The organism is Acinetobacter sp. Marseille-Q1618 (assembly GCF_902809855.1).
In the GTDB taxonomy this organism is placed as follows: Bacteria; Pseudomonadota; Gammaproteobacteria; order Pseudomonadales; family Moraxellaceae; genus Acinetobacter.
Genome location: NZ_CADDWJ010000001.1, coordinates 1,256,625 through 1,280,845, shown reverse-complemented (window position 1 = coordinate 1,280,845; position 24,221 = coordinate 1,256,625). Strand labels below are relative to the sequence as shown.

The following is a 24,221-nucleotide window of genomic DNA, read 5'->3' as shown; positions in this document are numbered from 1 at the left end:
CCAAAATTGCGAAAATTATATATTTTAAAAGTATGGGCTTGATTCTTGTCAATCAATAAAATGTTCAGTGCGATAAGGTCTTTTGTGAAATTCAAGCATTATATTTCACAAATCGCTGAACAAAACGTTACTGACTACAAGACTTAGGACAGTAATATATCACGAACCTTTTGATATTCTTCTAAGCGTTGTAAGTCTTTCTGTGTTGGATTTACAATCCGAGTTAAATCCATATTGTCAGCTACATCAGCGAGTTTTACTACACGGGCAATCGGATTTTGTACAGCACGATGGGCTGCATCGATGCGAGATTCTCCTGATTTTTTAGTTAATGACACAATTGCATCTACAATCGTTTGACTAAATCCTAAAGAGATAAGATCAACAATGGTGGTATCGGTATCTTCTAAAATGTCATGTAAAACAGCAACGATTTGTTGCTCGGGTGTGTTCACTTTTAACATCAAGCGCAACGGATGGAAAATATAAGGCTGATTCGCTTTATCAAGTTGTCCTGCATGTTTTTTAGCAGCTAAGGCGATGGCTTTTTCAATGGTTGACATAGAATCCTTGTTTAAAGTTTTAAAATCTAAAAAATCAACTCACGAGATATTCGATAAATCTAAGAACTCGTTTAAACTAAGCTTTTATTTTGTGCTTAAAAAGATGGCTTTTCAACTGATTGAAATTAACAATACTGAGCAAAATGTAACATGTCCTTATTGTCACCACACTGTTTTAGATTGGTCACAAGAACAATATATCCAACCGTGTGAACATACTTTGTTTATCGCAATGGATTTAGGCTTTGAATTTATTTCAGATGCTTTTGAGCAAAGTATGCCACGCAGCGTTGACGAAATCCATGCGAATGATGAGCAAGGTATTCATATCTTTGATGAAATTTCTCAAGCAGCCTTTAAAGAATATCAAATGTATAAAATGGATTTAGGGGTGGAAGGCTTGTACCGTTATATTGGCTTTAGCCCAAATGCTGTGATTTAACATTTAAATCAGTTGAAATATGCAACAAAATAGCTAGATTTTTAAAAGATCTATCAAATATTTTGTTGCGATTGAATGATGCTACGTTAAATGAAATCGTGAAAGAAAATCTATTTATTCTGGGTTCATTTCTTGATTCAGATGTAATAGATTTCTCCAATATTCTGCTTTTGCAGGGTCTTTAGGAACTCCAATTCCTTCATCATAAATTTTCGCTAATTGTTCTTAATTTGAATTGTAAGATAAATATTCTCCATACTCTCACCTAAATATTATTTAGATTGTGATTGCGCTGCTTCTTGTATTAACCATTCTACAAATTTTGCGATCAATGGACTCTGCTGACGTTCTGAATAGACAAAATAATAAGAACGAATCCCCTTTAACTTAATTTGTGAGGCGATAATCAATTCACCTGAACTTAACTCTTTTTCTAAAAGCGTTTGGGGAATGAGTGCGACTCCCATACCATGTGTCGCTGCCACAGCCAACATAGAAAATAATTCATGACGTTGTCCATGTCGTGCATGTGGATGATCATAAGCGGACACATCAAACCATTCTTTCCAGATATTTGGGCGTGTGGTTTGTTGTAGTAGCGGTAAACGTGCAATTTGTTCAGCGTTGAGAGAAAGATTTGATAGCTTTGTTTTTGTCTGATATTCAGGAAAATATTTATAAATTAAACTTGGGGCACACACAGGCACAACTTCTTCTTTCATTAAATAATGTGCTTTGGTATCAGGCCAATTTTCAACTTGCTCCGCAGTTCCTGTATAAATGGCTGCATCGAAAATATGTTCACTAAATAAAAAAGGTTTGGTACTGGTTTCTAAATGAATGGTAATTTCAGGATGAATTTCATTAAATTTATATAAACGTGGCAATAACCAACGAGTTGCAAAAGTGGGGACTACACCAAGTTTCAGCGTTCCACCTAAGCCTTTATGTGAAATTAAATCAAGTGTACTTTGCTCAATGCCCAATAAATGTAATTTGATATTTTTATAATATTGCTCACCTGCATAAGTTAAGGCTACGCCATGACGAGTTCGGTTAAACAGTTGTAAACCTAAAAAATCTTCTAAATGTTGAATTTGTCTAGAAACAGCACTTTGTGTGAGATGTAACTCCTGTGCAGCATGCGTATAACTATTATGTTTTGCAGCTGATTCAAAACATAATAATGCTTGGAGGGATGGAATCATTCTACGCATAACCTGTCCTTGTATGACTTAGTTGAATAGCAACCTATTGAATAAATTATATTATTTTGATTATTTTAAGATATTTTAAAAGTACAATAGATTTAAAATCATCGTAAATTTAAGCAAAATAAACCTTTATTCTCACAGTATAAAAACATAAGTTATGCGTAAATGGAATATCTGAGTGCAAATTAATCGTTTGAAAGAAATCACGATTGGACATAGCATCGAACACAAGCAAAACAAATAATGTGCAGAGGATGCAATGAATCAAATGGTAAATTCAACAAAAAAATCACATGCTCGATTTAACTGGCAAGATCCGTTTCTAATCGAACAACAATTGACTGAAGAAGAGCGCATGATTCGTGATGCTGCTTATGCCTATTCACAAGATAAATTAATGCCACGTGTGCTTGAGCAATTTCGCCATGAAACGACGGATGTTTCTATTTTCCGTGAAATGGGTGAGTTAGGTTTGTTAGGGCCAACGATTCCTGAACAATACGGCGGTGCAGGCTTAAATTATGTGAGCTATGGTTTGATTGCACGTGAAATCGAACGTGTAGATTCAGGCTATCGTTCAATGGCAAGTGTGCAAAGTTCTTTGGTGATGGTACCGATCAATGAATTTGGTTCAGAAGAGCAAAAACAAAAATACTTACCAAAACTCGCTTCTGGCGAATACATTGGCTGTTTCGGTTTGACTGAGCCTGATCACGGTTCTGACCCTGGTAGCATGATCAGCCGTGCCAAAAAAGTCGAAGGTGGTTATCGCTTAACGGGCGCAAAAATGTGGATTACCAACAGTCCGATAGCAGATGTTTTTGTGGTGTGGGCAAAAGAAGTTTCGCCAGAGGGGAATGTCGGTGATATTCGTGGTTTTATTTTAGAAAAAGGCTGGGAAGGGCTTTCAGCACCTGCGATTCACGGTAAAGTTGGTTTGCGTGCTTCGATCACAGGTGAAATTGTGATGGACAATGTTTTTGTACCTGAAGAGAATGCTTTTCCTGAAATTCGTGGTTTACGTGGCCCATTCACGTGTTTGAATAGCGCACGTTATGGTATTGCTTGGGGGGCGATGGGAGCTGCTGAGTTTTGTTGGCACACGGCACATCAATATACGATGGATCGTAAACAGTTTGGTCGTCCACTGGCTGCCAATCAATTAATCCAAAAGAAACTGGCAGACATGCAAACTGAAATCGCTCTCGGACTACAAATCGCTTTGCGTTTTGGACGAATGAAAGACGAAGGCATTGCTTCAGTTGAAGGGACTTCACTCATTAAACGTAATAACTGTGGTAAAGCGCTTGATATTGCACGTGTTGCACGTGACATGATGGGCGGAAATGGTATCAGTGATGAGTTTGGTGTAGCACGCCATTTAGTTAACCTTGAAGTGGTAAATACCTATGAAGGGACACATGATGTACATGCCTTGATTTTAGGACGTGCGCAAACAGGCATAGCTGCATTTTGTAACTAAATCAATTTAAATCAATCTTTTAAATTTCTGAGGATGTTCATTATTGAGCATCCTGAGGACAGTTTTGCCTAAAAAAGGTCAATATCAAACAGGAATAAGGATTCATCGTGAAATATTCTTGCAACGCTATACATGGCTAAGCCTAATTTCAAAAGCATGAAATAACAATAAAAGAATCTAGGTGAATGTAGGAAACAGAATAGCGATGACTCATTTGGGAAAATGAGGTAAACAAATGAATAAGGATGTAAATACTGGGTCAAATACACTCAGTTATAAATTGCCATCGAATGTCGGCACAACCCACAAAATCCATAAAGGCACATGGAAGCTTGCATTTATTTTTGCCTTTGTATCTTTGGTAATCGATGGTGTGGATATCATGCTGTTGTCGTTTAGCTTAACCAGTTTAAAAGCTGAGTTTGGTTTGACGACATTTCAAGCAGGTATGTTGGGGAGTGCCTCACTTGCAGGTATGGCTTTAGGTGGAATATCAGGTGGTTGGGCATGTGACAAGTTTGGTCGAGTGCGCACCATTGCATGGTCTGTGGTGTTCTTCTCGATTATGACCTGTATTTTAGGCATGACACAGAGCTATGAACAATTCATGGTATTACGTTTTATCGGGGCGTTTGGTTTAGGTTCGCTCTATATGGCATGTAATACTTTAATGGCTGAATATGTACCAACTAAGTATCGCACCACAGTTTTAGGAACATTACAAACAGGGCAAACTGTCGGTTATATCGTGGCGACCTTGATGGCAGGCGCAATCATTCCTGAGCATGGTTGGCGTATGTTGTTTTATGTGACCATTATTCCTGCTGCTTTTGCGCTGATTTTCATGCGTTTTGTACCTGAACCAGCAGCATGGCAAGAAGCCAAAATTAAACTTGCACAAGGTATTCATCATCAACCTGAAAATACAGTACATGTAAAAACTACACCTGTGAAAAGTGAAAGTATTTACAAGCGTATTTTTGGCAATATGCAACATCGCAAAATGTTTTTGTTCTGGATGACAACAGCGGCATTTCTACAGTTTGGCTATTATGGTGTTAATAACTGGATGCCAACTTATCTTGAAACTGAATTGAATATGAATTTCAAATCATTGACAGGCTATATGGTCGGTGCTTACACCGCAATGATTTTAGGCAAGATTTTAGCAGGCTATGCAGCAGATAAACTGGGGCGTAAGGTAACATTTGTCTTTGGTACGGTGGCAACAGCAGCATTTTTGCCTGTGATTATTTTCTTTAATACACCAGAAAATATAGCCTATTTATTGGTTACTTTTGGATTCTTATACGGTATTCCGTATGGTGTGAACGCAACCTATATGGCGGAATCTTTCTCAACTGATGTACGGGGTACAGCGATTGGTGGTGCTTATAATATGGGACGTTTAGGGGCAGCAATTGCGCCTGCAACGATTGGGATGATTGCTGCAGGTGGTTCATTCACAATGGCATTTATTGTTATGGGTGCGGCTTATTTTATCGCTGGGGTGATTCCGGGCTTGTTTATTCGTGAGCGTCAATATGATCCACAACAATCCAGTCTAGTCACTGCTGAACAGGCAGAAACTGTAGAAACTGTAGAAAATGATACCGTCAGCAAAGATTCAGCAACACTAAACAAAAAATCTAATCAAGCAACATCTTAAAAATAAAAAACAAGCGTCGTTCATGGCGCTTGTTCAAGAGGACATACAAATGGGTGCATTACAAGGGATTCGTGTTTTAGATTTAAGTCGCGTTTTAGCAGGACCTTGGTGTGGACAGATTCTGGCAGACTTAGGTGCTGAAGTCATTAAGATTGAGCGACCAAAAGTTGGTGATGACACTCGTATGTGGGGGCCGCCTTGGATGCTGAATCAAGATGGGCAAGCCACTAAAGAATCAGGCTATTTTCAATGTGCCAATCGTAATAAATTTTCTGTTGCAGTTGATATTGCCTCTGTAGAAGGTCAGCAAATTATCCAAGAGATTGCTAAAACTGCCGATGTGGTCATTGAGAACTTTAAAGCAGGTTCTTTGGCAAAATATGGTTTAGATTATGAAAGTTTGAAGGCGATTAATCCCAAATTAGTTTATTGCTCTATCACAGGGTTTGGACAAGACGGGCCACGTGCAGAAGAGCCAGGTTATGATTTTATTATCCAAGGAATGTCTGGCTTAATGAGTATCACGGGTGAAAAACAAGGTGAATTAGGCGCAAGTTCACAAAAGGTTGGTGTTGCAGTGGTGGATATTCAAACTGGCTTATATTCAACCATTGCCATTCAAGCTGCATTAATCGCAAGACAGCACACAGGTCTAGGGCAACACATCGATATGTCATTACTCGATGTGCAAGTTGCAGCCTTAGCCAATCAGGGCATGAACTATTTAACGACAGGCGTTTCACCTGTAAGAATGGGCAATAGTCATCCAAATATTGTCCCATATCAAACTTTTAAAGCGAAAGATAAAGAATTTATTATTGCTTGTGGAAACGATAAACAGTTTAAAGAACTGTGTATTGCGATTGGTAAACCTGAATTGTTGGAAAATCCTAATTACATTCGTAATCAAGATCGAGTTAAACATCGGGTCGAGTTAATTGAAATATTATCTCATTATTTTTTAACAGAAAATGCTAAATATTGGGTGGATGCAATCCATGCAGTTAAAGTACCAGTGGGCGTGATTAATTCCATCGAAGATGCTTTGCAAGAGCCCCAAATCCAACATCGAGAAATGGTGGTCAATTTGCCGCATGCATTTAATCCAAACTTCAAAATGATTGCTTCACCGATCAAAATGTCAGGCACACCTGTCGAATATCATCATGCACCACCCCAATTGGGTGAGCATACAGCGCAGGTTTTGCAAGAATTTTATTCTAAAGAACAGCTAGAAAAATTCCGTGAACAAGGGATCATTGATGGATGAAATAACGTAAATGAATGTTCACGTTGTGGTGCTTAGTTTAAATAAAGCGATAAAAACACGCTGTGCAAAGCACATATAATCTGTTGAAATGAAGTCTTATCTACCATGTTTTTGATATAGATTATGTGTGCAAATTATAAGCCAGCAACTGTAGCGCAAATTGCCGATTTAAATTTGCCTGCGATTCCATTTGCCTATCAAGATGAAATTTATCCTAATTTTCAAACCCCTTTACTATTTCAGTCAAATCAAGGGCTAGAATGGCGGTTAGTTAATTTTGGTTTAATTCCCAAATGGGCAGAAAGTCGAGAGATTGCTAAACATACTTATAATGCAAGAAATGAAACGCTAATTGAAAAAGCCAGTTTTAAAGATGCGCTATTAAAACATAAGTTTGGGTTGATTCCCGTGACTGAGTTTTACGAAGCCAAATACATCAATGCTCAGGCACAGCGTTGGGGTGTTAAGCGTAAAGATGGACAGGCTTTTTTTATTGCGGCATTGTATGAGATTACCAAGATCAACGAAGAGGTCGTTCGTTCAGCCTGTATGTTAACTATGGATGCGCTAGATCATGCAATGATGAAAGAATTTCATGAGCCGGGTAATGTCAAACGTTCGATTATTGTGATTCCACAACAACACATTATGCAATGGTTGAGTTGGAAAAATTCAGATATTTCTCAATTTATTCAAGGCTTTCCTGTAGAAGAGTTTGAGTGCTTTTACTGTCCCCAGCAGCGTCAAGCAAAAAACTCTTTACAGTTAAGTATGTTTGATGAAGAGTAAATCAGCGAGATAAATTTTTGAAAATATGTTTCAAACTTTCCATCATTTTTTCGATTTGAAGAGGTGTTAAGCCTTCAAAAGATTGCTCTAAAACAACACTCATTAAGTCATTAATTTTAACGATCATTTGCTTGCCTGCATCAGATAAATTAACACGTGTAATACGTGCATCCTGACTGCAAGAATAAGTATCGACTAAACCTTCATCTTTTAAACGATAGACGATTTTGGTGGTGGTGGACATTTTTGAGACAATCATATCAGAGAGGTCTGACACACTCGCATCTGGTTTTGACTCAAGCGCTAACAATAAGCGGCGGCGTGAATTATCTACCCCATATTTTTTTAAAGCATGATCGACATTCAGTACATATTGAGAATGAACCTGCGTAATCCAATAATAAGGAAAATCTTCCAGATTAAAATTATCGGTTGTTGGTAAAAATTTTGAATATTTCTTGGTCATCAAAAGATTCCTTGTTTTTTTCTAATTATTAGCCAAATGTAATAACAATTGTAATAGTATTGTAAATACAGCGCCTAAATCAATATAAAAATAAAGAGATTGAGCTAAAAAAGAAGCAATTGTGAAGAATTTCTTAACAATTTAATTCTATCTCTTAACTTCGTCAAAACGAAGTCGCATTTCTTGTTTATAAAGAAAAAGGACTGTTTTTGTAATGACACATTTCATCAGATGCTGATAATGATGCTCATTGCAAAATAGCTTATTTGACACAGAATCTAACTATGATTTAGTAAATGATCCAGTATCGACAGGATAAAATGGATAATTCCTTCCTGTATAAAAACGCATTGTTTTAAACATCCACAAAATTTAGTTAGTAGCATATCAATCGTTATACTGATGTGCCGTGAGTTAAACTATTCAACTGGATGATAATTTACTTTACTCAATTGTATTTAGCCAATTCAATATGAATCATATTTACATAATATTTTATGAATTGTTGTATGTTTTAGATTTGGCGCAGTCAGGAAAAAAATATGTCGAAAATGTCATAATGTAAAATTCAATTAAAATAAATTTAATGCTTAGTTTAATAAAAACAAAATCTTAATTGTAAATAAAGTATAGAACTAAATATAATTTATTTAAAATGAATAAATTATAAAATCTTATAAACGTATGGTGAATGAATCACTCAATTTTTATATTTATTTGTAAAATATTAAAAAAAATAATTACAAAATATTCAAATTGTGCATAATTAAAAGCAATTTAGTTGAAAAGGTCTTATTCATGGATCCGTCGCCGTGTAGGTTGTTAAAGTTTAAGTTGTCTGTTGTTTATTATAAAAATGAGCAGGAGATCTAATAATGGAATTTTTATTAGACCCTGGTATTTGGGTAGGTTTACTTACTCTTATTGTATTAGAAATTGTACTTGGTATTGATAACCTTGTCTTTATTGCTATTTTGGCAGAAAAACTTCCTCCTGAACAACGAGATAAAGCACGCGTTTTAGGTCTTTCTCTTGCCTTAATTATGCGTTTGGGGCTGTTGTTTGCGATTTCTTGGTTAGTCACACTCACCGAACCTTTGATTACCGTTTTTGAGAAAACCTTTTCTGGACGTGACCTGATTTTGTTATTCGGTGGTTTATTCCTTGTGTATAAGGCGGTCACAGAATTACATGAAAAACTGGAAGGTAAGCCAGAAGTTCAAGTGACTAGTAATGTTGTATATGCAAGTTTTAGTGCTGTTGTTCTTCAAATCGTAATTTTGGATGCAGTATTTTCATTAGACTCAGTGATTACAGCCATTGGTATGGTGGATAATATCTATGTCATGATGGCTGCAATGATTGTGGCGATGGCTGTGATGTTGTTAGCTTCTAAGCCATTAACCGCATTTGTAAATCGACATCCAACGGTCGTAATTCTGTGTTTAAGCTTCTTATTATTAATCGGTATTAGCTTAATTGCGGAAGGTTTTGGTTTCCATATTCCGAAAGGTTATATTTATTCAGGTATTGGTGTTGCGATCTTAATTGAAGCATTTAACCAATTCAGTAATCGTAATGCAGAAAAACATCAGGCTAAAATTCCATTACGTCACCGTACTGCTGACTCGATTTTAAAATTGATGGGCAGTAAATTAGATGCCAATGTCTTAGAGTCTGCAGAAAGTGTAGAAGCGCAAAAAACCTTTGTGGATGAAGAGCGCTACATGGTGGGCGGTGTTTTAACCTTGGCTGAGCGTAGTGTTGCTTCGATCATGACGCCTCGAAATCAAATTTCTTGGGTCAACTTGGATGATGATGCAGAGAGCATTCGTGAGCAAATTCTTTCAGTACCACATAGTTTATTCCCTGTATGTCGAGGACAATTAGATAAAGTTGTCACAATTGTTCGTGCTAAAGAGTTAATTGATGCTTTGGATGATCCTGAACAATTACAAGCCTTAATTAAACGTCAACGCCCGATTTTTATTTTTGAAAAAATGAAAGTCATTGATGCGATTCATACATTGCGTACATCAAAAGGCTCGCTGGTTTTAGTTACTAATGAGTTTGGTAATATTCAAGGTTTAATCTCACCTTTGGATGTGTTTGAAGCAATTGCTGGTGAATTTCCAGATGCGGATGAACAGCTTGAACTGGTGAAAATCGATGATAATACTTGGAATGCTTCAGGTATGCTTGATTTGTATCAGCTTGAGTTGGAATTAGAAACTGTTGACTTGGTACAAGAAGACTCTGGTTATTTCAGTGTTGCAGGTTTAATTTTTGACAAAGCACAATCCGATGTCAAAGTTGGAACGCAAATTGAAGAAGAGGGCGTACATTTCGAAGTGATAGAAATGGATGAGAATCGCATTAAAACTGTGAAAATTACCTATTCATCGATCTAACCGCTTAAATCTAAGAATAAAAAATGCCTCAACATTTGAGGCATTTTTATTGAATCTACCCATATAAAAAAACACTTAGAGCGGATTATGACCCTAAGTGTATAAACTTTAAAAATATTCAAATATTTTCTAATTTTAAACTTCTAGCTCTTTGGCAATAATTGGCCAAATATTTTGATGTGATTTTTTAAACATTAACATATGCCCAATGTGCTTATGTCCTAAATCTTGTGGAACAAGTTCATGCATCTTTGTGGTTGCATTTGGATATAGTCGAATTAAGTCTTTTACATTGGCTTCTGTGGCAATCTCATCATCAGATGACCAAAACACAGTAATTGGTGAGCTAATCTCATGATGGAAGTCTTCAAAAATGGTTTTACCAATTGCATTTTCAACATAACCAGGGTGACTACAAAATTGTGCCCATTGTTTTGCAACATTTTTAGGTAGATTTTCCCCCATACCTAACATTTTGGTTGCACCATAACCTTTGAATAGGCTTGAGATTGGGAAAACCAGATGAAACATGACGGGCGCAAGTTGTCTGGTACGACCTTTTAAGCCTTTTACATGACCAGTTGAGCCTGAAACTGCGATGACTTTCGCAACTTTTTTATAATTTGGGGTAATGCCGAGAAGTTGTCCACCAGCACTATGTCCAAGCAATATCACTTGTTTTTTTCCTGTTTTCAGTAAAAGGGCATCGATCGCAGCTGGAATATCGAGCTGTCCCCAATCCTGAATACTGGCATTTGATTGTTTTAATGGTCCATGTAATGACGCCCCTATACCACGATAATCAAACACCATTACTTGATAGCCTTGTTCACTTAACCATTCTGCAAAGGCACGATAAAATCCTTGTGTAATTCCTGTGGCAGGGCTGATCAAAATAGGCAGGTTTGAGTTAGCCTGTAAACTGTCATAAAAAGTGGCACTGAGTGAGTAGCCATCTTTACAGGTGATATTTAATTTTTCTGGATTTGACATAGTGAGCAAAGAGTTTTTGTTGATATGTTTTATACCATACACAAGTTCCAAAAAGAAACTTGTTGAAAATATGACTACAAAGTCAGGAAATAATATTAAACAAAGCTAAACTACAAGTGTGCTTTAAGGACATTAAAATGGATATGGAAAATTTACAGTTGTTTGATTCAGTAAAAATAGCAATTATTTTCAGTGGTTTATATTTGTGGGTGGGGATGCTAACAGGTGTTTGGAAATACGCACAAATTCGTAATTCGACACATTCACGGGCGCATTATTATGTAGATATAGCACACAGAAGTAGTTTGCTTTATGCGCCTGCTACTTTGATTTTGGCGGTATTGGCTTATTTTTCTGCATGGTCAGAAAGTTTAAATCTGATGTGTATTGTAATCAATTTGGTCTTTTTTAGTTTTGCTATTGCAAGTTATGTTTTACATGGGATGTTACAAGACACAAGCAATCAATTTAAACAGCCTCATCAATTAGGTAAATGGCATTTACCAAGTTGGATGATGTCGGTTGCGATGTTACTCTTAGTGATTGGAGAGATTGTTGCGACTGGTATTTTGGTTTTAGGTGTGATGATTAATTTTTATTGATTTATAGGTTTGTATTTTATTTAGAATTATTCTTTTGCCTTTAAAGATGGATGCTGTGCATCCATCTTCTATTCAGCTGATGCTGCGGCTTTTGCAGATTTACGCGTTTTATGGTCGATTAATTCCCAAATGCAGAATGCAGCAGAAACAAATACAGCATATACAAAAAACTCAGGTTTTAAGTTGCCTTGAATCAAACCATGTAAAAATAAAATCGTCATCAATGCAAAAGTAGTACTCAGATAAACCACCAGTTTTTTGTTAGCCTTCAAAGAATTAATGAAGACTTGCTTGTTTGAATGTAATGATAACATCCTCATCCCTCCTGTCTGCTCGACAAAAACCTCATTGTTTTAGTCAGAATTGCTTGGTTGATCCTTACCATAGCAAATTATTATTTTAAATGCAAATACCTCTATTATCCTAAACTTATATGACATAATTATGACAATATCAAATTTAAGTATTTATTTTTGAAATAGCTTAAATAGTAAACAAATTGAGCAAATAGTTTATCGGTAAAAGAGTAATGCAAGTGTTTAAAATACAATATTATTTATGATATAGAAAGAGGGTAATATGATAAAAGTGTGACTCTGTGGATATTTTTAATTTTATTGTAAAATTTGTAATTCTTTATAAAAGCATGTTTTTTATAATAAGCACTTGAAACATTAAAAGTGTAATGGATGGTTGCAAGCAATAAAAGTTGGTTGGGTAAACGCAACCATTATTGAGTGCTGTTAAAATCTATATTTGGGTAAAATACGATTTTAAAACAATCATCCAAAAACTATTTTTTAATCTTGTCGATGACAATAAAAATAACCAAAACCACATTTGCTGGAAGCAACCATGCTAGATTTTGCTCATTTAAAGGTAAGTGCTGTATCGCGGTTGGTAATATGTCAGCAAAAGCAGTGACTTTAATGCCTTCGATGATTCCAAACAAAAATGCAACCGCTGTTACAGGGGCGATCACTAAGCTTGGTCGATTAAAGTATTTCCAGAAAAAGCTCAACATAATCACCACAATGGCAGGTGGGTAAATTGCGCTAAGTACGGGTACAGAAACTGCAATCAGTTTAGTTAAACCCAAGTTAGAAATGATTAAAGAGAATAAAACCAAAATGAATACTAAAATTTTATAGGGAATTTTAGTAAGTAAAGAGAAATATTCTGCACAGGCACACGTTAAGCCAATCGCAGTCACCATACAGGCAAGAAAAATTAAAGCTGTTAGGAACAGTGAACCTAAATCACCAAATGCATGTTGTACATATGCATGTAGAATCACAGCACCATTACTTGCATTTGGCGCAACTTCATGGCTACCCAGTCCTAATTTAAACAGACTTAAATAAACTAAAGTTAAGCCAACACCTGAAATCAAACTGGCAATGACTGCATATTTGGTAATCAGTTTACGATCTGTCACACCACGTGAACGAATGGCATGAATGATCACAATACCGAATACTAAAGCGCCTAGCGTATCCATGGTCAGATAGCCATTTACAAAACCTTCAGATACTGGGCTGGTGACATAGCCATCAATGGCTGGAGGAATGATACCCGCAGGAATCATCACCGCAGCAATGCCTAGAATTGCCAATGAAATAATTTTTAAAGGTGCAAGAATATGCCCAACAGTATCCAAAAGTTTGTTTGGATAGAGGGAAACCAAAGTCACAACAGCAAAATAAATAATGCTGTAAATAAATAAACTCTGACTAGAGTCGCCAAAGTATGAGGAAAAGCCTATTTCATAAGAAACAGTAGCAGTTCTTGGCGTTGCAAACAGCGGGCCAACCGATAAATAACAAACGATCGTTAATAATAAACTTGCTGCTTTACCTAAGGGTGAGCTTAAAATGGTAATGGAACCTTCAGTTTTGGAAAGTGCCATAATTGTGATCACGGGAAGACCAACAGCAGTGATAAGAAATCCAAATGCTGCCAACCACACATGCTCACCAGCTTGTTGTGCAACAATCGGTGGAAAGATAATATTGCCTGCCCCAATAAATAAGGCAAAAGTCATAAACCCTAAAGCAATAATATCCTGAGTACGGAGATTCGTCATAGGAGAGGTGGAATTACAAAAAACTGTAGATTTTAGGTGAAAAGTTGCAGCTTTTGTATTTTATTTTATAAAACGTATTAAAATAAATTATTAAACTATTCAAATGAATTGATAGATTTTATTTATCTTAATGAAAATAGTATATTTTTCTTGAATTAAATGATTAAGCGTATTTCAAATATGAGCGTTATTATATTTTTAATTGTATTAAAATTAAGCACTTTATAACTACATTGGAAAAAATGAATCACTTAATAATTTAATTTCATCAATGACTTTGCCCATTTTTATAATATAGGGCATATAATAGCGGCTTACATTTGAGGACAGATGACATGAAAGCTTCAACTATCACGATTAAAACTGAACATGATCTTGAGAAATTAAGAGTGTCAGGGCGTTTAGCTGCGCAAGTTTTAGAAATGATAGCTCAATATGTCAAGCCAGGTGTAAGTACTGAATATTTAGATGATATTTGTAATGACTTTATTGTAAATACGTTGAAAGTGATTCCTGCCAATGTGGGATATTATGGTTATACAAAAACTACCTGTATTTCACCCAATGAAGTAGTGTGTCACGGTATTCCTTCGGCAAAAACCATTTTAAAAGATGGCGATATTATTAATATTGACGTTGCTATTATTAAAGATGGTTATTTTGGTGATACCAGTCGTATGTACTATGTGGGAAATGTGAGTGCTGCGGCAAAAAAACTGGTAGAAACTACTTATGAGGCAATGGTGGCAGGTATTCATGCGGTCAAACCTGATGCAACATTGGGGGATATTGGTTATGCGATTCAATCTGTAGCACAGCGTGAGGGCTATAGTGTAGTCCGTGAATACTGCGGTCATGGTATCGGTAAGGTTTATCACGAACAGCCGAATGTGTTGCATTATGGTCAACCTGGTCAAGGTTTAAAATTAAAAAAAGGTATGGTCTTTACCATTGAGCCAATGATTAATGCAGGTAAAGCAGGGGTTAAAGAGTTAAGTGATGGCTGGACTGTAGTCACCAAAGATCGTTCTTTGACAGCACAATGGGAACACATGGTTTATGTAACGGATACAGGCTTTGAGTTGTTATCACCATGGCCAGAGGGCACAGGAAGTTATCCTGAAATCTAAGACAAAGGTCTAAAAGTGAGGGTTAAATAGGATTTAAACTTTGTTTTATGTCTTAATGCTGTAGAGAGTTTAAGATTTAATCTTGAAATTGCCCTTATTTTTATAAAAAGTTCGATTTTTAAAAGATTGAATTGATCAGTTTAATATATTTGTTTATTTTCTATACAGGGAGTATTCTACAGCACAGATTCTCGCTGTAGTTTATATTTTTGGTTTTTCAAGCTTATCCATCCTAGGGTAAGCTTTTTTTTGTTTATAATATTGATGAGAATTTTAAATACACTTAGAAAGCGATGAAAAAAATATCAAATGCAGTTTTTACTGATCTAATTGACCAAATTTGGCTTAACTTTTTACAACAAGCGACACCTGAAGATATTTATCAGTCTGTGATTAGTTCTAATTGGGACGGAAACCAATATTTACTGAATTGGATTTTAGATCATGCTGATGTTGATCAAGCGGTGATTTTAGCGATTTATTGGATGAGTGGAGTGCGTTATTTAAAGCAATATAAAAATCGTGAAGAAGTATTAGAAAAAGCAAGTTGGTCAATTGAAAGTTATGATTATTTACAGCAGTTAGAACAAAAATATCTAAACGGTTTTTGGAAAAATCAAAATTTTGCCTATGACCCAAGTCATGATCATGATGAATATAATTGGGTTGCTGAATATGCTGAGATTAGCATACAACAGGAAATACCTGAAAAAATGTTGCAAGTGTTAGAAGGAAAGCATTTAACACGCAGTTCAAAATTTGAGGATGGTTTGCCAGAGCCTTTTCTATCACAAGTTTGGGCATTATTTGACGAATATGAGATTCAAGATGATGCATAAAAATCAAGATCATCCATATTTAAGCTTTATTTCTAAATTTAAAAATGATCGAAACAACTAAACCAAACAACAAACCCCAAAAAGCAGAACCAATGCCGAAGAATTGCACACCAGAAGCACTGAACAAGAATGTAAGTAAAGCAGCCTCACGATCTTCAATAGCATGAAAGGCAATGGCAATGTTATGGCTGATCGTGCCAAAAAGTGCAATGCCCGCGAGTGCGGTGATAAATAAATGCGGAAATGACATCAAAATACTGGTTAATGTTGCTGCAAATAATCCCATGATGATGTAAAAAATACCGCAACTCATTCCGGCAATATAACGTTTCTCGGGAGCGGGATGGACTTGATGATCTAGACTGATCGCAGCACTAATCGCAGCAATATTGACACTAAAACAGCCAAAAGGTGCAAGGATCATTTGGGTCAAACCAGTCCAACCAATCAAATGTTTGACATGAGGTTGGTAGCCATAACTTTTAATCATGGCAAGCCCCGGTAAGTATTGTGAAGCCATATTAATCACAAATAGAGGCAGCGCTAAGCCTAATAACGCAGACCATGTAAATTCGGGTTTCATCCAAACAGGTTGTGCCAACGCCAAATGAATATTAGAGGTTTTAAACTGCATAAATAAAGGGCAGATCATTACACCCAAAATGACTGTAATGACAATGCAATAACGTGGAAATAGGCGTTTACTAATAATATAAATCGCTAAAAGAGAAAGAATAAATCCCCAATCTGTTTGCATGCTGGCAAAAATTTCAATGCCAAATTTTAGTAGTACACCAGCGAGCATGGCACTGGTTAAGCTTTGTGGAATATAGGTCAGTACTCTTTCAAAAATACCTAAAAAGCCTAAAATAGCAGTAAGAAGACCGCAGACTAAAAAAGCACCGATCGCTTCATAAAGCGTATAGCCACTGCCAGAAGCTAAAATTAGTGCCAGCCCTGCAGTAGACCATGAAGTTGCAACAGGATATTTAAACTTCCAAGATAAAAATAAACCACATGAGCCAATGGCTAAACCTAATGCCCAAAACCATGAGGTAATTTGTGCGTTGCTTGCACCTAAAAGTTGAGCAGCTTGAATGACCAAGACGGAAGAAACACTGATCCCGACTAAAAAGGTAATGAAGCCAGCAAAAACAGCAGGAATAGAGAAGTCTTGGAGAAGTTTTTGCATAATCCGCTGCTAATATTTGAAATAAACTGAAAATTGGGTAAATCATACACTTTTCACAAGATTGCAAAAACAACCTTGACATGAAAAATTCTCATTCTATTATTAGTTAAAACTTTTCAAGGGTTTACATGGTTGAAAAAGCGAGTTTTAAGCCAAAACCACAAAATAATAGTCCAACACATGCCACACCAACTGCTGCAATTTTATAACGATGATTAAAAAAGTGTGCCAATTTAAAACCAGAAAAGATCAAAATACTTAAATACAGCATACTGGTGATCTGTACGATTACTGAGAGGATTGCAAAGCTCAAGGCTGGATAACGATAATTGGGATCGACAAACTGAATAAAAAACGATAAGTAAAAAAGAATAGCTTTAGGGTTGAGTAAGCTAATAGTCAGTGCTGTGCGAAAAGGATGGACTTTTTCTGATGTGGTTTGTGCTGAACTTTCTATTTTGCTGGGTTGCGCATTGAGCCAAGTATGATAGCTGGCAATGATCAAACGTATCCCGAGATAAGAAAGGTAAGTTGCACCAATAATTTTCAATAAAATGAATAACCAAGGAAAAGCATGTAATAAAGATGCCGCACCTAAAATAGTACATAGGATTAAAATCAAATCGCCTGTAAATACACCTAAAGCAGCGATATAACCTACCTTGATACCAAAACGGGAAGCAATGGACATGGTATATAGCGAGTTTGGACCGGGTAAAATCACAATAAAAATTGTACCAATAATAAAGGTTACAATGTCGGTAATACCAAACACAAGCCACTCACTTTATAATAAAAGATAAAAAACCGAGTGAGATTATAAGTCTAAACTCGGTTTTTCTATATTAGAATTAATGCTGAATTGATTCTAAAAATTAAGCTTGAATCTCAGCATCTAAGCCAAAAGATTGGCGTAATAAAGTTTGTAATTGCTCACGCGCTTTGATGAATCCATCAATACCTGCTTGCAACAACTGAAAAGCCATCAAGTCGTGTTCTAATTCATGCTTAAATTGTGCTTCTTCAAGTGTGGTGTGTGCATGTTGTTGGTGTGCATGCGCATGATCTTCTGAAATTTGAGCAGTCACTGTACGCGTATCTTGTTCAAGTTGTTGTAATAAGCTAGGTGCAACCGTCAGCAAGTCACAGCCTGCCAAGCCTAATACTTGATCGATGCTACGGAAGCTTGCGCCCATGACTTCTGTTTTAATGTTGTTTTGCTTATAAAAATGATAAATCTGTTTTACAGACAGAACACCAGGATCTTTATCAATTGGATAATGGTCTACATTTTCAGCTTTTTTATACCAGTCTAAAATACGCCCCACGAAAGGTGAGATCAAAGTGACATTGGCATCAGCACACGCTTTGGCTTGGTGTAAACCAAACAACAACGTCAAATTACAATGTATTCCTTCTGCTTCTAGTACTTTCGCAGCTTGAATGCCTTCCCAAGTCGAAGCGATTTTGATCAAAATGCGATTTTGGTCAACACCATATTCTTTATAAAGTGCTAATAACTCTTTGGCTTTGGCAATCGTTGCTTCAGTATCATAAGACAACGCAGCATCCACCTCAGTCGAAACTCGTCCTGTGACGATTTTTAAAATTTCAGCACCTAATTTTACAGTCAAAATATCAATGGTACGTTCAATCAACAAATCTGACTGATAACCTTCTTGTTTTGCCTGAAAATACGCTGACTCAATCAGTTCTTTGCTTTCAGGTTGCTGTGCAGCTGCGGTAATCAATGAAGGATTAGTGGTTGCATCTAAAGGGCGAAATTGTTGAATAGCAGTTAAATCACCTGTATCGGCAACGATAGTCGTGAGTTGTTTTAATTGCTCTAATGCTGATTGTGTCATTGCTGTTTAATTCTTAGATAAAAAATACGTGTAACTTCATTTATAACACAATGTGTTTTCAGTGAAAGTGGTTAAATGGTCTTCGACTTGATTATTTTGTATGAATTCGTTGATTTCGGATGTGATTAATCAAAAAACGAGCAGCTTGACCGAGATGACTTTCTCGACTCCAAACCAAATCCACATAATATTCAAACTTTGGCGTAAAATCTGCCAGATTTAGAATTTTCAAATTGTTTTTATATTGACTATTTTCCTCAAAAATTTGTAAGGGTAATACGCCCCAGCCTAAGCCTTGTAAAATCATGGAACAAGCTAAATGGTGATTATCTGTCCGCCAATAATTTTTAGAATAAAGCAATTCAGGTTTAATACTTTTATCTCGACTTGCCACCACGATTTGCCGGCTTTGCAAAATATCTTCAAATGTCACGACATCATTTTGCGCAAGAGGAAAGTGTTGGGCTGCCACTGGAACTAACACTTCACGTTTTACCTCAACAAATTGTTCACGACTTTCTAGGATCTCACGTTCAAACATCAATGCCAGTTGTGCTGTTTGATGAATCAGCATTTTTAAGGCATCTTCTTGTGGAGCAGAAAAAATATTGATTTGTAAGGTAGGAAAATGTTCAGCAAGAAGGGTGATGTACTCCGTCCAATCGGTGTGTAAAAGTTCTGTTACCACCACGATATTGAGGGAGGTTTCTAAACCATTGGCTAAAGCGAGTGCTTGTTGTTTCCATTGATTCATTTCGATCAATAGCTGTTCTGTTTTTTCATACAAAACATGTGCTTGTGTGGTCGGAATCGGCTCACGTCCAACTCTTTCAAATAACTTAAGATTCAAATCAATTTCTAAATTGCCAATCGACATACTCACCGCAGAAGGGACTTTACCGAGTTTGCGAGCAGCCGCAGAAAATGAACCACATTCCATCACGGCTTTAAAAATGCTGAGTTGTTCTTGGTTAATGTTCATGCGGATGTACTCAAAAGATATTATTGAATTGTATCTATCAATTATATTGAAACAATCTAACTTTATTATTCAATATTATAAAAATAAAATTGCCCTTGTCGAATTGTTTAGGGTATTAAAAAATGTTGATTTCCAAGAGAAGGATTGTTCATGCGCTCAGCTATGAAATCATTTTATTGGTGATCATTGCGATTGCGTTAAGTTTTATTTTTGAAGTTCCAATGGAAGTCACGGGCACTTTGGGTATGGCGATGGCGGTTACTTCTGTGGTTTGGAATATGATTTTTAATCATTTTTTTGAAAAATTAGAATATAAATATAAGTTTAGAAGAACTGTGGGTATTCGTATTTTGCATGCGATTGGTTTTGAAGGTGGTTTGATGTTGGCGACCATTCCAATGGTGGCGTATGCAATGGATATGAGTCTGTGGCAAGCGATATTACTTGATTTGGGAATGACATCTTGTATTTTGGTTTATACTTTTATTTTTCAATGGTGTTATGACGCGATTGAAGCACGTTTAGGTTTTCAGCCTGTGCATTGATAGTTACTGTAGGTTGATTCTAGAATTTGAATAATGTTGTTGCAATTACTCACAACAACATTATTTTGATTGCAATATAACTGACTGATTGAATGGTTACGTTGTTATTGCTCAGTGCCAATTGCTTCACTCATGAAAATATCACCATTTTCCATTTTTCTGATGAATTTTACTCTGCCATAGCCTTCAGCAAACCATTCATCGAGCGTGCCATCTTCAACTTTGGTAAAAAGATGGCAAGTATTTTTAAGTGCTAAAGGTTTATTTTCATTATCCAAAAAGTTAAGATTTTCAAAGCCTTTAAATTCAGTCTCAACGGTATTTGAGCTTTCTGATTTTTCACCACTCACGGCTGAATCAGTAATAATGTTATAAGTGAGTTTGAATTTTTGATTAGGTTTTAGATTCGATGGATATTGTGGAAGTGGGTCTTGATTGGTTGTGCTGATAATCACAGAATTTGGATCTGTTCCTAAAGCAGCGATACCATAATCTAAACTTCCTAATTCAGTGCGTCCTGTGAGGTCATAAATCTGGTCATGGCGTACGCCTTCAACTTGTCGAACTACAGCAATTGCTTTTTGGTTGTTAAATGTGACAGGTAATATTTGTACATTAGTTTGATCTGAATCATTAAGTGTATATTTTTTATTGATATCCAACTTAAAGCAATCATCTGAATTTGCCACTTTATTTTCTTTTGCAGCGGATGTTGTGTTTTCTGGTTTTTGGGCATCATTTTTGACTTGATTGTTGTTTGAACATGCTGTGCAAATCAAAGAAAGAAAACTCACCAGTAATATATCTTTTTTCATTGTTGTCCTAAATTTATGTTTTGAATGTTTAAGACGATATTGTTATTAAAAAACTATCAAAAAACAACCTACACATAAGTGTAGGTTGTTGCAGAATTGTTGTATGAACAAGGCTGTAGTTATTCATTCACTGCTTTACTACTTTCATCTTCTTCATCATCGTCAGCAGAGTCCATACCTAACTCTTTGAGTTTGCGGGTTAAGGTATTACGTCCCCAACCGAGTAATTCAGCAGCATGACGCTTACGGCCACGAGTTTGTTGCAGTGCAGCATTAATCAATGTGCGCTCAAACATCGGTGTTGCAATATCAAGCAGTTTCATTTCGCCATTTTTTAGCTTTTGAATTGCCCATTGTCCAAGTAGCTCATCCCAATGATGTACAGCAATACGATCAATAGCACCTTGGGCTTTATTTTGCTCGTCAGCTTTATTGAGTGGAATTTGCTTCAACTCAGAAGGTAAGTCCTCAGGATAAACCTCACGCCCTGTGATCATCACAGTGAGCCAACGGCAAGTATTTTCAAGTTGACGCACATTGCCCGGCCAAGGCAGTTGTTTGATGTAGTCTTGGGTTTCTTGACGTAAGATTTTCGGGCTAACACCAAGCTCTTTGCCTGCGCTGGCTAAAAAATGCTGCGCAAGCATTGGAATATCTTCAGAGCGATGTGCCAGTTTTGGAATATGAATACGAATCACATTTAAGCGATGATATAAATCCTCACGGAAACGACCATCATGGACAAGTTTTTCCAAATCCTGATGGGTAGCTGCCACAATACGCACATCGACACGCACAGGAATATGCCCACCAACACGATAAAACTCACCATCTGCTAAAACACGCAACAAACGTGTTTGGGTTTCAAATGGCATATCGCCAATTTCATCTAAAAATAATGTCCCGCCATTGGCTTGTTCAAAGCGACCTTGACGTTGGGTATTTGCACCAGTAAAAGCACCTTTTTCATGACCGAATAGCTCGGTTTCGATCAAGTCTTTGGGAATGGCTGCCATATTTAAGGCAATAAAAGGTTTGCTACTGCGAGGTGAATGGCGATGCAGTGCGTGAGCAACCAGTTCTTTACCTGTCCCAGATTCACCATTAATCAGAACAGTAATATGAGATTGTGATAGGCGCCCAATTGCACGGAATACCTCTTGCATCGCAGGCGATTCACCGATGATTTCAGTAGATTGAATCGGTGCTGCTTTGGCAGATTCTTGTTGTTGTAGCTTGTTAATATGCAAAATTGCACGATTCACCAATGCCAACGCTTCATCAATATCAAAAGGTTTTGGTAAATATTCAAATGCGCCGGTTTGATAACTTGAAACCGCAGATTCGAGGTCTGAATGTGCTGTCATGATGATGACAGGCAAGTCGGGAAAGCTGCCTTTTACTTTGCCTAAGAATGTTAAACCATCAATGCCGGGCATGCGAATATCCGTCAGAATCACATCTGGCGTATCTGTATTCAGTTGATCTAATGCAGATTGTGCATCTTCAAAACTGGTGACATCCAAACCTTCCTCTTTGAAAGTCTTTTCCAAAACCCAACGCATTGCACGATCATCATCGATGACCCATATTTTATTTTGTGACATGGTTAGACTCCCAAGGTAAATATAAGCTAAATACGGTTTTGCCCGGAACGGATTGACATTCAATCATTCCATTGTGTTGATGCATAATATTTTGTGCGATGCTTAAGCCAAGACCTGTGCCTTTAGCACGTCCTGTGACTAATGGATAAAAAATAGACTCTAATAATTCTTGCGGAATCCCCGGACCATTGTCCTCAATATCTATTCGTATCGCTGATTTATTGAGTACACCATTGATCGTGACAAGACGTTGAATGCGTGTGCGTAAAATGAGAGCAGGTTGATGATCAACAAAAAATTCTTTATTTTCGGTCATGGCTTGCACCGCATTGACACTGATATTCAACATGACTTGAATCAATTGATCTCGATCTGCATAGACATCGGGTAGCGACAGATCGTAGTCTCGGGTGATTTTAATTTTCTTTTTGGTTTGGTTAATGATTAGAGCACGAACACGCTCTAAAGGTTCATGGATATTCACAGGCTCATAACTTGGTAGTTGGCGTGAACCAAGCATGGTATCGGCAAGATTTCTTAAACGATCGACTTCACTAATGATAATGTCGGTAAATTCATTATATTCAGGGTCTTTTAAACTGCGTGCCAGCAGTTGGGTGGCACCACGAATACCACCTAAAGGATTTTTAATTTCATGCGCCACACCACGCACCAATTGGCGTGTGATTTGATGTTGTTGAATAAGATTTTCTTCTTTGGAAATTTTCAACATCCGATCAATCGGATTTAATTCAATTAGAAGTAAAGGGTGATAGGGTTTTCCTGTGTTGAGTTGTGAAACAGAGTAGTCCACATGCATGTCTTTAAAATTGACATTGATAATCGCTTCACGGCGAGTATAGGCTTGACCTGTTTGAATTGAATTTTGTAAAGCTTCAAGCGTGTTAAAATCATCATTTGGTGCATGTAGAATATTGATGACAGGCTGACCTTTAGCACGTAATAGGCTAATATCAAACAATGCTTCGCAAGATGAATTCAAATAAAAAATATTTAAGTTACAGTCGACCAAAAGTATGGCAGTGGTTAAATTATCCACCAATAAACGATAATCAATGCTTGGGTGTTGATCCATTAGCTGAATATTCCTGTCTTAAAATGGCGCAATGGCATCTGAACCTGAGGTATTGAATTCTCTAAAATGACAATTCATTGTTGTTAAATCGACCCGATATAAAGCAATAACTAAGCCAACTTTTCATATTTGTGCAGAAAATTAGAACGATTAATTAAATGT

General features: G+C 36.6%; 22 protein-coding genes and 1 pseudogene. 10 read left to right on the top strand and 13 right to left on the bottom strand.

Annotated features, from left to right (window positions below):
- Positions 1-143: 143 nt before the first annotated feature.
- Entirely contained in the window at positions 144-563 is a 420-nt protein-coding gene (locus HUS24_RS06080) for a guanosine-3',5'-bis(diphosphate) 3'-pyrophosphohydrolase (RefSeq protein ID WP_173911176.1), read from the bottom strand.
- 103 nt (positions 564-666) lie between these two features.
- On the opposite strand from HUS24_RS06080, the gene HUS24_RS06075 reads away from it, so the two are divergent.
- Positions 667-1,005 (top strand): hypothetical protein, encoded by a 339-nt coding sequence (locus HUS24_RS06075; protein ID WP_173911175.1) that lies wholly within the window; start codon positions 667-669, stop codon positions 1,003-1,005.
- A 272-nt stretch (positions 1,006-1,277) separates the two neighbouring features.
- Here HUS24_RS06075 and HUS24_RS06070 read toward each other — a convergent pair whose 3' ends face one another.
- On the bottom strand, positions 1,278-2,222 hold the full coding sequence (locus HUS24_RS06070; protein WP_173911174.1) for a LysR substrate-binding domain-containing protein: 945 nt from the start codon (positions 2,220-2,222) through the stop codon (positions 1,278-1,280).
- Positions 2,223-2,478: 256 nt separating this feature from the next.
- Here HUS24_RS06070 and HUS24_RS06065 point away from each other — a divergent pair, with 256 nt between their 5' ends.
- The 4 genes and pseudogenes from HUS24_RS06065 to HUS24_RS06050 all read left to right on the top strand — a co-directional run bounded on the left by HUS24_RS06065 (position 2,479) and on the right by HUS24_RS06050 (position 7,430).
- Positions 2,479-3,702: an acyl-CoA dehydrogenase gene (locus tag HUS24_RS06065; RefSeq protein WP_081406063.1), complete on the top strand. Its 1,224-nt coding sequence runs from the start codon at positions 2,479-2,481 to the stop codon at positions 3,700-3,702.
- Positions 3,703-3,937: 235 nt separating this feature from the next.
- A pseudogene (locus tag HUS24_RS06060) lies at positions 3,938-5,266 on the top strand (MFS transporter); the annotation flags it as partial.
- A gap of 154 nt (positions 5,267-5,420) precedes the next feature.
- Positions 5,421-6,641, top strand: a complete 1,221-nt coding sequence (locus HUS24_RS06055; RefSeq protein WP_173911410.1) for a CaiB/BaiF CoA-transferase family protein — start codon at positions 5,421-5,423, stop codon at positions 6,639-6,641.
- 123 nt (positions 6,642-6,764) lie between these two features.
- The gene (locus HUS24_RS06050) at positions 6,765-7,430 is read left to right on the top strand and encodes an SOS response-associated peptidase family protein (protein ID WP_173911172.1); all 666 of its coding nucleotides are present in this window, start codon (positions 6,765-6,767) and stop codon (positions 7,428-7,430) included.
- A gap of 1 nt (position 7,431) precedes the next feature.
- Here the strand turns inward: HUS24_RS06050 and HUS24_RS06045 are convergent, their stop codons facing one another.
- Entirely contained in the window at positions 7,432-7,896 is a 465-nt protein-coding gene (locus tag HUS24_RS06045; RefSeq protein WP_173911171.1) for a MarR family winged helix-turn-helix transcriptional regulator, read from the bottom strand.
- A gap of 875 nt (positions 7,897-8,771) precedes the next feature.
- Here HUS24_RS06045 and HUS24_RS06040 point away from each other — a divergent pair.
- Positions 8,772-10,307, top strand: a complete 1,536-nt coding sequence (locus tag HUS24_RS06040) for a TerC family protein (RefSeq protein WP_173911170.1) — start codon at positions 8,772-8,774, stop codon at positions 10,305-10,307.
- A gap of 135 nt (positions 10,308-10,442) precedes the next feature.
- Here the strand turns inward: HUS24_RS06040 and HUS24_RS06035 are convergent, their stop codons facing one another.
- Positions 10,443-11,300: an alpha/beta fold hydrolase gene (locus HUS24_RS06035; protein ID WP_173911169.1), complete on the bottom strand. Its 858-nt coding sequence runs from the start codon at positions 11,298-11,300 to the stop codon at positions 10,443-10,445.
- 137 nt (positions 11,301-11,437) lie between these two features.
- Between HUS24_RS06035 and HUS24_RS06030 the strand changes: the two genes are divergently transcribed.
- Entirely contained in the window at positions 11,438-11,902 is a 465-nt protein-coding gene (locus HUS24_RS06030; RefSeq protein ID WP_254433807.1) for a hypothetical protein, read from the top strand.
- 68 nt (positions 11,903-11,970) lie between these two features.
- Here HUS24_RS06030 and HUS24_RS06025 read toward each other — a convergent pair whose 3' ends face one another.
- Positions 11,971-12,216 (bottom strand): hypothetical protein, encoded by a 246-nt coding sequence (locus HUS24_RS06025; RefSeq protein ID WP_173911168.1) that lies wholly within the window; start codon positions 12,214-12,216, stop codon positions 11,971-11,973.
- Between the two features lie 479 nt (positions 12,217-12,695).
- Complete coding sequence (gene brnQ / locus HUS24_RS06020) at positions 12,696-13,988, bottom strand: branched-chain amino acid transport system II carrier protein (protein WP_173911167.1); 1,293 nt, start codon at positions 13,986-13,988, stop codon at positions 12,696-12,698.
- A 335-nt stretch (positions 13,989-14,323) separates the two neighbouring features.
- Here brnQ and map point away from each other — a divergent pair, with 335 nt between their 5' ends.
- The gene (gene map, locus HUS24_RS06015) at positions 14,324-15,118 is read left to right on the top strand and encodes a type I methionyl aminopeptidase (RefSeq protein WP_173911166.1); all 795 of its coding nucleotides are present in this window, start codon (positions 14,324-14,326) and stop codon (positions 15,116-15,118) included.
- 293 nt (positions 15,119-15,411) lie between these two features.
- On the top strand, positions 15,412-15,957 hold the full coding sequence (locus HUS24_RS06010; RefSeq protein WP_173911165.1) for a DUF4274 domain-containing protein: 546 nt from the start codon (positions 15,412-15,414) through the stop codon (positions 15,955-15,957).
- A 19-nt stretch (positions 15,958-15,976) separates the two neighbouring features.
- Here the strand turns inward: HUS24_RS06010 and HUS24_RS06005 are convergent, their stop codons facing one another.
- From HUS24_RS06005 to HUS24_RS05990, 4 genes are all read right to left on the bottom strand, one after another.
- Complete coding sequence (locus tag HUS24_RS06005) at positions 15,977-17,149, bottom strand: benzoate/H(+) symporter BenE family transporter (RefSeq protein ID WP_173911164.1); 1,173 nt, start codon at positions 17,147-17,149, stop codon at positions 15,977-15,979.
- A gap of 124 nt (positions 17,150-17,273) precedes the next feature.
- Positions 17,274-17,924 carry a leucine efflux protein LeuE gene (gene leuE, locus HUS24_RS06000; protein ID WP_173911163.1) on the bottom strand — a complete coding sequence of 217 codons (651 nt, stop codon included), beginning with the start codon at positions 17,922-17,924 and terminating at the stop codon, positions 17,274-17,276.
- Positions 17,925-18,024: 100 nt separating this feature from the next.
- Positions 18,025-19,014, bottom strand: coding sequence for a transaldolase (gene tal, locus HUS24_RS05995; protein WP_173911162.1), 990 nt, complete (start codon positions 19,012-19,014; stop codon positions 18,025-18,027).
- A gap of 91 nt (positions 19,015-19,105) precedes the next feature.
- Positions 19,106-19,996 carry a LysR family transcriptional regulator gene (locus tag HUS24_RS05990; protein ID WP_173911161.1) on the bottom strand — a complete coding sequence of 297 codons (891 nt, stop codon included), beginning with the start codon at positions 19,994-19,996 and terminating at the stop codon, positions 19,106-19,108.
- A gap of 122 nt (positions 19,997-20,118) precedes the next feature.
- On the opposite strand from HUS24_RS05990, the gene aceI reads away from it, so the two are divergent.
- Positions 20,119-20,541: a chlorhexidine efflux PACE transporter AceI gene (aceI, locus tag HUS24_RS05985; RefSeq protein WP_173911160.1), complete on the top strand. Its 423-nt coding sequence runs from the start codon at positions 20,119-20,121 to the stop codon at positions 20,539-20,541.
- 104 nt (positions 20,542-20,645) lie between these two features.
- Here aceI and HUS24_RS05980 read toward each other — a convergent pair whose 3' ends face one another.
- From HUS24_RS05980 to glnL, 3 genes are all read right to left on the bottom strand, one after another.
- Positions 20,646-21,356, bottom strand: coding sequence for a hypothetical protein (locus HUS24_RS05980; RefSeq protein ID WP_173911159.1), 711 nt, complete (start codon positions 21,354-21,356; stop codon positions 20,646-20,648).
- 119 nt (positions 21,357-21,475) lie between these two features.
- Positions 21,476-22,963 carry a nitrogen regulation protein NR(I) gene (gene glnG / locus HUS24_RS05975; protein ID WP_173911158.1) on the bottom strand — a complete coding sequence of 496 codons (1,488 nt, stop codon included), beginning with the start codon at positions 22,961-22,963 and terminating at the stop codon, positions 21,476-21,478.
- The gene (gene glnL / locus HUS24_RS05970) at positions 22,950-24,059 is read right to left on the bottom strand and encodes a nitrogen regulation protein NR(II) (protein WP_173911157.1); all 1,110 of its coding nucleotides are present in this window, start codon (positions 24,057-24,059) and stop codon (positions 22,950-22,952) included. The genes glnG and glnL overlap by 14 nt, the downstream gene beginning before the upstream one ends.
- Positions 24,060-24,221: the final 162 nt, after the last annotated feature.